We start from the raw sequence: 11,697 nt of genomic DNA, 5'->3' as shown, positions 1-11,697 counted from the left end.
CACCGTTAGTTATGAGACACTTTGGAGCCTCCCGATGACGAAACTGATCGGATATGCTCGCGTATCAACGCGCGACCAATCCACCGACCGACAACAAACTGATCTCTTCGCCGTCGGTGTCCGCCGTGACGACCTTTATGTCGACCATGGCGTCTCTGGCGCTAAAGCATCACGGCCAGAGTTCGACCGTGCGCTAAACGCTCTCATCGACGGTGACACGCTTGTCATCACCACGCTCGATCGTCTGGGGCGTTCAACCCAGAACATGCTCAGCCTCGCCGAAGAACTTCGAGGCCGCGGTGTTGGCCTTCGGATCCTCAATCTTGGCGGTGGTGATGTGGACACGGATACGCCGATGGGCTCGATGGTATTCACCATCATGGCCGCCCTGGCGCAGATGGAACGCGAAATCAAACGCGAACGCATCACAGACTCCGTTGCTAAACGCCGGGCAGCCGGCCTTGATCTCGGGGGCCGACCCCGTAGGATCACCGATAGTCAGGTGCGCAACGCTATTCGTTTAGTCGGTAGCGGCGAACCAGTCGCTCAGGTCGCGCGGGATCTCGGAATGTCGAGGGCAACGTTCTATCGACGTGCACGCACGCTCGTCGAGTAGCAACCTCGTCTATCGAAGAGCGCGTGGGTAGCGAAGACCGCCCGAGTCCTCTGCTCGGGACTGCCGGGCACGATCTGGTGTGGCATCATGTGATGTCAGTAGGTTTCGTAGCGAATCAAGCTATGTTCGAAAGTGAGTATGCGAATTGCCTGACGGTGATGTGGTGGAATTCCGTAGCGGACTAACCTCTGGAGGCAAGAGGTGATCAGAGACGCGCACGAGGCCAACGCGACTACCAGACCAACCGATTTCGAGCTGGCGCGCCTCCGCGCGGCCTTGCCAGAGTACTTCGACAAAGACGGCGGTTTCATGCTCGACCGCCTTCAGGAGACGCTGCGCGGTGGCGACGTGAATCTGACGCGGGAGGGGTACGAGCTCAAGTTCCTAGGTAAGTCGTACGCGAAGTACCTTACGTCGACCAAGACAGAGACCGTCGTAGTGCCCGACATGGACCACAACTCGGCAGACGCCAACGCGGACTCCCGGAACCTGTACATCGCCGGCGACAACCTTGACGCGCTGAAGCACCTGATCGGTTCATATAGCTCGCGAGTGAAGGCCATCTACATTGACCCCCCTTATAACACCGGTAAGGACGGCTTCGTCTACAACGACGACTTCGGTTTCTCAGCGTCCGATCTGGTCAAGAAGATCGGTCTGGACGAGGATGAGGCCCGTAGAGTCACGGACCTTCACGGCAAGTCTTCCCACTCTGCTTGGCTGACCTTCATGTACCCGCGGCTCGAACTCGCTAAAGAGCTGCTCGCGGACGAGGGCGTCATCTTAATCAGCGTCGACGACAACGAGCAGGCCAACGTCAGGCTCTTGTGCGACGAGGTCTACGGCGAAGGCAATTGGCTGGGCACGCTCGTGTGGAAGAACGCGACGGACAACAACCCCTCGCAGATCGCAATCGAGCATGAGTATGTGCTCGTCTACGCGAAGTCTCGGGACGACGTTGCGGCGGTCTGGAAGTCGGAGGTTTCGGCCGTCAAGGAGCTGGTCATCGAGACTGGTGACAAGTTCATCAACGAGTTCGAGGACGATGATGCGCGCCAGAAGGCCTACACGGCCTGGTTTCGCGAGAACAAAGGGCAGCTGGGTCGCCTCGACGGTTACAAGTATGTCGATGGCGACGGGGTTTACGCCGGCAGCCGAAGCGTACACAACCCTAGCGGCGAGGGCTACCGTTACGACGTCCTGCATCCCGTAACAGGCAAGCCTTGCAAGCAGCCCCTGTTCGGCTACAGGTTCCCTGAAACCACGATGCAACGGCTTCTCGAGGAAGACCGCATCCTCTTTGGGAACGATGAGAATAAGATCGTCGAGCTTAAGGCTTACGCGCGTGATTACAGCGACTCGCTGGCTAGCGTCATCACCATGGATGGTCGCTCAGGCGCGAACGAGATCGTTGACCTGTTCGGTGAGAAGGTGTTCACGAACCCCAAGCCGAGCCGTTTCTTGGCCCAGATCCTAGACTTCGTCCTTGAGCCTGGCGACACGGTGCTCGACTTCTTCTCGGGGTCTGCGACGACTGCTGACGCAGTCATGCAGCTCAATGCCCGCGACGACGGCGATCGGCGCTTTATCCTGGTCCAGCTCCCTGAACGGATCGAGTTGGGGAAGCCTGGCGCTAAGCAGGGGTACTCGACCATCGACGAGGTTGGTCGTGACCGGATTGTTCGCGCCGCCAAGAAGCTCCAGAGGGACACGGACGTGCAGATTGACGGCGGCTTCCGCCTGTTCCGTCTCGAGCTGCCGAGTCAGAAGACTCTCGACCAGCTCCAGTCCTTCGATGCCAATGAGACTCACGCCCTGCTTAGCGGCAACTTCGTCTCGAAATTCGACCTAGCGGGGACGCCTGGCAGGGACGTCGTGCTCACGACCTGGATGCTCGAGGACAAAGCCGGGCTGACAACACGGGCCGAGTCTATACTTCTCAACGAGTACGAACTGGCGGTCTGCGGCGATACGGGCTATGTCATTGACCCAGGCCTTGCTAGTACAGACGTGCTCCAGCTGGTGTCAAAGCTGGAGAACGGCGACCTCAATCTGGATCGACTGGTCGTCTTCGGCTACTCAGTGACCTTTTCGGTGATGCACGAACTGAAGCAGAACCTGAAGTCGCTGAGGTCGGGACACAAAGTGTCCGTCATTGAGCGGTTCTGACGATGCAGATCCGTCTTCAGAAGCTTGAGCACCAGCAGCGCGCGCTCGACGCCCTAACCCGCGTATTCGCTGGAGTCGAGCTCGACCACAGCACAGAGCCTGAGTCGAACGTCGCCTTCGACCCTGCCGACCCGCAGATCGCACACAACATTGCCGACATCCAGTCGGGCGTCCTCGATGGAATCGACTCGATTCCCCGTGCCTGGCGTGGCCGCACCGACGACGGGGTGCTCGGCGTGGATGCGAAGATGGAGACCGGCACCGGTAAGACGCTCGTGTATACGCAGTTTATGTACGAGCTCAACCGACTGTACGGCTTCACGAAGTTCATCCTCTTGGTGCCGTCCACCCCGATCAAGGAGGGCACGAAGGCGTTCATTCAGTCGAAGTATGCCGGCAAGTACTTCGCGGACGAGTACAGCGGCCGACAGACACTTCACCTTGACGTGCTTGACCCGCAAAAGCGCTCCAAGGGGCGCAGGATGTTCCCAGGCGCGATCGCCAGCTTCGCCCAGGGGTCGAGGCTCTCGCAGGGGCGAATCTCAGCGCTGCTGATGACCGATGGAATGCTGTTGTCGCAGACGACGATGGCCGCCGATTACGACCAGACCGTGCTGGGTTCTGCGAGTGTCCCATATGAGGCCTTACGTCGGACACGTCCGGTCGTGATCATGGACGAGCCGCATCGATTCCGACGCGACAACAAGGCGTATCAGAAGCTCGTCGACGAGATTCAACCTCTGGCGGTCTTTCGCTTCGGCGCGACGTTCCCGGAGCTCGGCAAGACGGGGAAGACCGACTACAACAACCTCGTGTTCAACCTCGGTGCCGTCGAGTCGTTCAACGAGCAACTGGTCAAGGGCGTTCAGGTCCAGTACCCGCAGGATAGCAGCAGTGATACGACGCGGCTGAAGCTCACGAGTCTCTCCGCGCGCAAGCCGAAGCAGGCCACGTTCCAGAACATCGGCACGGGGAAGTCGCTCACTTTCGATATTGGGGATACGCTCGGTATCGCCGACGGCGCATTCGCGGGCATCACGATCGAAGGGGTCGGCAAGACTGACAACCCGACGATCAAGTCCGGCGTCACCCTGTCTAACGGTCAGGCGCTGGGGTCGGGGGACATCCTCTCGGCTCGGGTCTACTCGGACACCTATCAGGGCCTGATGATGCGGCAGGCGCTCGACAACCATTTCGAGACTGAGTGGGAGAACTACCGCCGCTCGTCCAGGATCAAAACACTAACTCTGTTCTTTATCGACTCGATCGAGTCCTATCGCGGCAGCGACGGTTCGAAGGGTCATCTGAGGCAGCGCTTCGAGGAGCTACTCACCGCACGGCTCACTGCGGAGATCGAGAAGCGCGAAGGCGACCCTTCGCCCGTCGCGAAGGAGTACGTCGCCTACCTGCGTGCGTCGCTCGCTGACGTCGAGGCGACGAACGGAGGATATTTCTCCGCAGACAACTCCGCCACCGATGAGGATATCCAGCGTGAGGTTGACGACATCCTCCGCAATAAGGAGGCGATGCTGTCCTTCGAGACGACGAGCGGTGCGCCGAATACTCGCCGATTCTTATTCTCGAAGTGGACGCTCCGTGAGGGGTGGGACAACCCGAACGTGTTCCAGATCGTCAAGCTCCGGTCGTCCGGGTCGGAGATCTCGAAGCTCCAGGAGGTTGGACGTGGCCTCCGGTTGCCCGTGGACGCGAAGGGCACTCGTCTCGCGGGCGAGCAGTTCTACCTCACCTACCTCATCGACTACACGGAGCAGGAGTTCGCCGAGTCTCTCGTCGAAGAGATCAACTCCGATGTCGCTCTGGGCCCTGCCAAGGTGAGGGAGCTTCTGCCTAAGGTTGCCGACGAGCTCGGCAAGACGGAGACGGAATTCTTCATCGAGCTCCTCCAGCAGGGGTTTGTTGATTCGGACAAGAATGTCGTACCGGGGCGCGAAGAGGACTTGTTCGCTGCCTACCCCGCGTTCAACAAGAAGGGCCTGAAGCCTGACAAGATCGTGAAGGGCAATGAGAAGGTTAAGGTCAGGATTCGCTCCGAACGGTACTCCGAGCTTAAGGACCTCTGGGAGACGCTGAACGCGAAGTACTACCTCCGACTCGACGAGCTCACGCCGGATGAGATCGATGATTGCATCGATGAGGTGCTCAGCGCCGGGATCTACCGGCAGGAGTTCGGGCGGTTCGCGCAGGACGTCGTGGTGAGGACCGACGAGAGCACGTCTCTGGAGGTCCGAACGGAGACGAAGGCACGGTTCGACGCGACTGAGACGATGCCATACGGCGACTGGCTGAAGCGCGTGCGGGCGCAGACGGCTCTGCCAATCGAACGGGTCCACGCAGGTCTCGTCCGTCTCCACGCGAAGAAGAGCCTACCTGCGGACTTCTTCAACAAGGCGACCCTGCATGAGTTCGTCGCCGGGTTCACGGAGTGGATGGAGAGCAATTATCTCGAGCGGTTCACATACTCGAAGATTAAGGGGCTCGTGCTCGGCAGCGAACTCACCGATGCAGACGGCGCTCCTCTTGAAAGCATCACGCAGGGAAACATCGGCGTGTTCCGTGACGACAAGGCCATCGTGCCAGATAAGTTCCTGTACGACGCGTTCGTGTACGACTCTCCGAAGGAATCCGAGACGATCCGTGACTCCAAGTTGGATGAAGTCGTCGTCTTCGGGAAGATCCCTCGCCGGTCGATCAAGGTACCCCTGTACTTCGGTGGCACGACGAGTCCGGACTTCATGTACGTACTCAAGCGTGATGACGGGGGACTGTCCCTCAACTTCATCATTGAGACGAAGGACGTCAAGAAGCGCTCTGACCTCCGTGAGAGCGAGAAGCTCAGGATGACGGCAGCGCAGCGGTTCTTCGAGTCGATGAGCTCAGAGGGCATCGAAGTCACCTTCCGCGATCAGGTGCAGCGCGAAGACATCGCAGCACTGATCAGGCGGGTTCTGACGGACTGATTGATTGGGCTGGGGATGGTCGCGCGAAAGACGAAGCAGTACGTCGAGACGGCTGTCGAATCGCTGACCCTGGCCATCGAGCTGTTCAATCGGCCGAGCCCGACAGGCCGCGAGCACGCGACGGTCATGATGGCCGCCCACGCTTTCGAGATGCTGTTGAAGGCCGCGATCTATGAGCAACGGAAGAGGGTTAAGTTCTCCGGCAGTGATCGTTCCTTCGACTTCGGTAAGTGCATCACCGTCGCGGAGACATCGTTGGGCGTCATCGACGAAGGAGACCGAGTCGTGCTGCTCGCTCTCAAGGATGATCGGGACACCGCGACTCACGATGTCATAGTGATGAGCGATGACGTGCTGTGGCTGCACTTGCGGTCAGCTGTGACGATCTTTCGCAAGGTGCTCCTCGGCCTCACCGGCCAGGATCTCACCGATGTGATGCCCGGGCGGGTGCTCCCCGTGTCGGCAACCCCTCCCACCGACGTCGGCCTCGTAGTAGGCAAGGAGGCCGAGCAAATCGCGGAGCTTCTACGTCCCGGCAAACGGCGTAGCGCCGAGGCAAGGGCGCGCCTGCTGCCTCTTATGTCCCTCGACCGTGCGGCCCGTGGGGAAACGGAGCCGCCGACCGAGGCCGAAATCAGTCGCGCCTTGCGGGGGTTTAAGGAGAGCTCTGACTGGAAGTTAGCGTTCCCTGGCGTTGTTGGTCTGCAGCTCGTTGGGTCGCCACGCCCTTCGGATCAGGTCCAGGAGATCAGTCTCAGGATCGACCCCAAGCGAGGGGAGGTGCCTATTCGGCCAGCGCGCGAGGGCGAAGAAGCTGCCGCATACCGTGAGGTCGACACCTTCGACCGGTACTCGCTCAAGCTGAGCAAGCTGGGGGAGAAGCTGGGACTGACGCGGCACCAGGCGTATGCCGTGGTTCATCACCTCGATCTCAAATCAGATCCGGCGTGCTACAGGTGCAAGACGACCCCCAAGGGGAACATCGCATGGCAGGGTCTGAGCAATCGCGCCCTGGAACGCGCACAGAAGGCGTTGGACGACGGGCTGGACGTCGACGCAGCGGTCGTGAAGTACAACTCTCACAACGCCAGGAAGGCGAAGAAGAAGCACTAAACACTAGAAGACGTGGATCAGTAACTGATGCAAGGAGAGACGACAGTGCGAGTGTCATGCTGCGAGAGCAGTTGGCAGGGACGACAAGTCCGATTCAATCTCCAGCGTCGCCCATGAAAGCCGACGGACTCTGCGAGGTCAGCGGTCGAACCCGACGGCCGTGGACGGACCCGAAGAGCTAGTTGACGTGGTGTGCAGGTCAGCCTCGGAGATCGGTTGATGGCGTGGACGAAGTGCGGGCCATTCCCGTCGTGGCTGAGCACCGGTCCAGTCAATGGGCTCAACAGTAGGAAGGGGTATCGAAGCTTGGCCGAGTTCGATGTCCTCTGGCCTCTGCGCGGCCTGGGCCGTGACAGCAACTTGAAGGCGATCCCAGTACGGCCGTAGGTAGTCTCCGCGAGGCGGCTCCTTGCCAGCGAAGGTGTCGGCTTCAGTCTGGTCCGAGACTGCACGCCAAATGATGGCAGCGTTGACGACCTCGCGATGATTCGCAGAGTCCTGGAACTCGTGGGTCAAAGCGACGTACCAGTCGGGCTGGTCGCGTTCAAGGACAGCACGTCGGGCCGCAACCTGGTCAACGAGATCCGCCTGCAACTGATTCCAGATTCGATACTGTTCAGGGGTTTCGGGATCAACAGCCACGACCATGCTTGCCGGGCCAGTCATTGACGGCGAATCAGGCTTCTGACACTGCTCCACAATCGATTCCACAGTGACATCGCCGACAAGGACTCCGTTATGGGTGCAGGCCGGATCGGCGTGAATGAGCTGCTGCCACTGCGGTGACGCCATTACCTCAACTCGCGCATCGTCGGACAGAGTGTCATCGAGCCACTGTCTGGTCCGGGTCAACTTCGCCGCCCACCCCATATAGGCAGCCTCGTGGCAGAGCCGACCCACGTCATTGGCCCACCCAAGTTCGGCATCGCGGACTTCGTGGGCAGACCGTTCCGCCGTGGACCGGGCAACCACCGATTTGATGTAGAAGCTCGGATCGTCGAGGACTTCACCCTCATCATCAAGAGCCTGTGCCGTCAGCTGCATCCGCCAATCCTCCGGCGTGGGACTACCAGGATTGTCGAAATCCACGTAGGCGTGATTGTCGTCCTTACCGCGAGTCATCGCCACATAGAACAACTCACGACTCAGCTTCGGTGTCACCACACAGTGCCCACTGTCCACGGTCACGCCCTGACTGCGGTGAGCAGTGGTCGCATACCCCAGCTCGACCGAGGACGCGAGATAGTCAGCGTCGAGAACAATCGACGGCATGGACTCGGCTCCGGAGTTGACACTGGCGACAGCAGACCCGTCTGGCCGGATGTCCGTGATCGTCAACCGGGTGCCATTAGCCACGAACGCACCATCGGAATCTCTCAACGATCGGTCATTGCGGCGGGCCAGAACGACATCACCGACTCCGGCCGCCACATCGGCTCGCAGAGTCACGGTGTGTTCAACATTGACCTCTCCGGCCTCGGCCCGGTCGGCATGAGCGCGAGCATTCAGCTCTGCCACAGTCTGATTGTCTGAGGCAATGAGAATGGACTCCCGGCCGCGGCCGACGTCGGCCTTCCACGCCAGATACGCACTGTCAGTCGCGTCAGTGTCAGGGCGACCATGAATGCGGCCCTCCTCGGCGTACTGGTCGACCACATCGACATCACCATCACGCAACTTCAAAGACGCCGCCTTCTCCCACTCATTGCGGAAACGCCAGATCATATCGAGCTTCGAATGCTCCAGATGACGTTCGACGTGGCCAAGGAACCCACCCGCATCAACGGCCTCGAGCTGAGCCGGATCACCGACCAGGAGGATCTTCGCTCCGGCACGTTCGGCCTGCCGAGAGATCTCTGCCAGGTTCGCCGTCGACACCATCGAAGCCTCGTCAATGATGATCAACTGATCGGACTGAAACGCGTACTGGGCCTGAGCCGCGTAGTCGGCAGCAAGTTTCACCTGCAAGGCCTCGATGACCTTGACCAGATTCGTCCGCCGATGATGGGGAATCTTCGACAGCTGCGCCGTGAGGGCATCCAGACGCTGCTCTTGGTCAGCTACGCGGGCAGCTCTGCGAGCAGCACCTTCACCGACGCTTTCGTACAACCATTTCGCCACATTGTCGGTCTCAACACCGATCTCATCGCCAAGAACACCGGCAGCCACCGCCGACGGGGCCAGGCCGATGACCGTGCCCGGGCCATGGACCGAATGCCAGGTCGCGCTCATCGCCCCCATCGTCGTCGACTTCCCGGTCCCTGCCGGGCCGATGACTGCCGATATCCCCGCCTCAGACGCCAGCACGTTCTTTGACGCCGCCAACTGATCAGGCGACAGGGCATGACCGTCTGCAGTGCGCCAGTTCTCGAGGGTGCGCACATGCTCAGGATGAGAGGACAAGTTCGGTGCCCCGGTCTCGGTCACCCGTGAGATGAGATGGTCCTCATCGGTCATGACCGCCTCAGTGGTGTACACGCCAGCGTGCTCCTGGTGGTCGAACACGGACCGGTCACCGGCAGCGACCGTCGTGTCCGGACCGTCCGGCGCGATTGACCGGTCAGGCGTCAACGACACCGCCTTGGCCAAAGCCTTGGCCACTACCTGGTCAACAAGTTCCTGCCGGTCGGACGCGGTCGGACACCTCACCAAACGCAGCACCCGCTCGGCCGAGGCCCGCACATTGGCGCGAGTGAAAGTCGTCCTACGCAGAGAAGCATCGGTCAGCGCCCACGACGCCAGGCGGTCACGGACAGGGTCGGTCACCATGTCCGCGGTCACTGTCCGCACATGGTGGCCAACCGCGTTACGGACTACCGACTCCGGGTCGATACCGGAATCTATCGTCCGCTGCCGCCACCACGACAGCTTCTCCGGCAGAGTGACGTTCTCGATGGTGTCCTTGTCCGGACGGTTCTCCAGGGTGGCCTGCTGCCGGATGACGAGAACCTCCCGCGCGGTCGGTTGGCGACCGTACTCATCGATGAACGCTGCGATCAGCTCGTCCTTGCGTTGTCGGATGAGCACGGACCGATTAGAGAACTCTTCGATGAGCTCGTCGGGCACACCGGCAAGCTCAACCCGATTCGGTGGCTCGTATTCGCCGCTGGGCTGGCCACCCTCGGCCTCCTCGATGAGTGTGTTGATGTCGAGATCAACATCTGTACGGGATTCAGCCACCGTGCCTGCCGCTTCGGCGAGCCGGTCGAACAAGAGACTGTTGTACATCTCCGAGATCGCCACGACGTGCCGGTGCAGAGTGTATGAATCCAAAGTCACCCACGACTGATCCGAAACCCGTTGCACACGATTGGAGATCACCAGATGAGTGTGCAGCTGAGGATCACCAGCACGAGAGTCCCAGTGATCGAACGCTGAAGCGATCACCCCGGCCACATCTACGTGGGCGACTCCACCATGACCAGCTCGAGACTGGATGACATTGGCCTCCATCCACTCCACCGTCTCGAGCATCGCCTGCCGGTGGGCCGAATAGAGTCGCCCCTGGAGCTCAGGGCCAGCCAAAGCCCATACGGCCGAGACCGACTTCGGCGGCGAGAAGGTCAGATCGAAACCGGCCACACCTTCCCGGTCACGCTTGGCGGCATGACCGGACGGTGTGACCGTTCCAGCGGGAGCCGATGTCGACTTCATCAACGCCCGCCCCAGTGACCGGCCGGTCACGGGATCTTCGACCTTCTCGAAAATCGACCGGGCATCGGCCTCGGTCACCTCCTGACCGACCGACAGCCCAGCCAGACCGGACAGGCCAGACCCAAGCCAGTGACCGGGCGGGGCCTTGGCCTCCGTGTAGTAGGACGTGAGATCCCCGCACACCCCGTCGCCGGTCGCAGCGTGCTCGAGGTAGTAGGTGATGGACATCTTCGAAATGGACACGGTCACAACGGTCAGGCTCCCTCGGTCAAACGGTCACGGGTCTCAAGGCGGTGACTGGTCAACGTGACCGGTCCTGCTCGGTCAGCGTCGACCGGGTTTGTCCGCGCTTCCAGTCCACCCACGTCCGGACAATCGTCCGGTCATCGGCCGGAAGCTGACCGGACCGCCCGGACACCGCCTCGGCCAGACGACCGGCCAGGATGTCCCACTGATCGATGACCGCCTGGACACGCTCGCGCTCGGCGGTCAGCTCCTTGATGACCTGACCAGCCCGGTTATGGTCCTCGACGACGGACACGTACCGGTCACGAAGCGCTTCGTAGTGGCCGGTCAGGGTCCGGACACGTTCGTTCGCCGCCTTCACTCGCGCCTGCAAGTCCACGATCCGTCGCGCGGCCACCTCGAGGTCTGACCGGTCAACGTGACCGGTCATCGCCTCCGACAGCTCACTGCGCACGACCGTCAACCGGTCACGAGTGGCCACCAGAGTCTGCACCCGAGACATGATCGCCCGTTGAGCATGAGCCAGTTGCCGTCGCTCCCGCTTACGGAACTTCGACTCCTGCCGCCGCCCACGGCTGCGCTCGGCCGCGATCGTCTCCCGAGCAGCCGCCAGCTGCGACTCTTTCCGTCCCAGCTCGGACCGCAGCGCATTCAGCTGCGCCCGCAACTGGTCAGTCTCGGTCATCGTCGTCTTAGCCCGCTGAGCACGGGCATGATGGCGTTTGCCGCAGTTCTTCGTGCAGAACAGCCGCCGTTTCGTGGCGGTCGCCGGCAGTTCGCCACCGCATTCCAGGCAGAGTCTCGAATCGTTCGTCATACCCCGACTACACGATTTCACCGCCGCATGCATGTCATCGGGTCCACGCCGAAACGGACCGTATGCACCTTGGTGCCAGACGTGTGCTGTCCTTTTGGCTCTGA

At 60.9% G+C, this 11,697-nt stretch carries 6 protein-coding genes; 4 read left to right on the top strand and 2 right to left on the bottom strand.

Annotated elements, in window-relative coordinates:
• Positions 1-34 precede the first annotated feature (34 nt).
• The 4 genes from GUY37_RS13135 (at position 35) to GUY37_RS13120 (ending at position 6,876) form a co-directional block, all read left to right on the top strand.
• Positions 35-616, top strand: coding sequence for a recombinase family protein (locus GUY37_RS13135; RefSeq protein ID WP_166826401.1), 582 nt, complete (start codon positions 35-37; stop codon positions 614-616).
• Between the two features lie 201 nt (positions 617-817).
• Entirely contained in the window at positions 818-2,785 is a 1,968-nt protein-coding gene (locus GUY37_RS13130; protein WP_166826398.1) for a site-specific DNA-methyltransferase, read from the top strand.
• Between the two features lie 2 nt (positions 2,786-2,787).
• Positions 2,788-5,763, top strand: a complete 2,976-nt coding sequence (locus GUY37_RS13125; protein ID WP_166826395.1) for a type III restriction-modification system endonuclease — start codon at positions 2,788-2,790, stop codon at positions 5,761-5,763.
• Between the two features lie 15 nt (positions 5,764-5,778).
• Positions 5,779-6,876 (top strand): DUF3644 domain-containing protein, encoded by a 1,098-nt coding sequence (locus GUY37_RS13120; protein WP_166826393.1) that lies wholly within the window; start codon positions 5,779-5,781, stop codon positions 6,874-6,876.
• A 138-nt stretch (positions 6,877-7,014) separates the two neighbouring features.
• On the opposite strand, the gene mobF is transcribed toward GUY37_RS13120, so the two are convergent.
• Together mobF and GUY37_RS13110 are read right to left on the bottom strand one after the other, a co-directional pair.
• Entirely contained in the window at positions 7,015-10,758 is a 3,744-nt protein-coding gene (mobF, locus tag GUY37_RS13115) for a MobF family relaxase (RefSeq protein ID WP_166826389.1), read from the bottom strand.
• A gap of 73 nt (positions 10,759-10,831) precedes the next feature.
• The gene (locus tag GUY37_RS13110; RefSeq protein ID WP_166826386.1) at positions 10,832-11,626 is read right to left on the bottom strand and encodes a hypothetical protein; all 795 of its coding nucleotides are present in this window, start codon (positions 11,624-11,626) and stop codon (positions 10,832-10,834) included.
• Positions 11,627-11,697: the final 71 nt, after the last annotated feature.

The organism is Brevibacterium limosum, from assembly GCF_011617705.1.
Taxonomy (GTDB): domain Bacteria; phylum Actinomycetota; class Actinomycetes; order Actinomycetales; family Brevibacteriaceae; genus Brevibacterium; species Brevibacterium limosum.
This window is presented reverse-complemented; position numbering and strand designations above follow the sequence as displayed.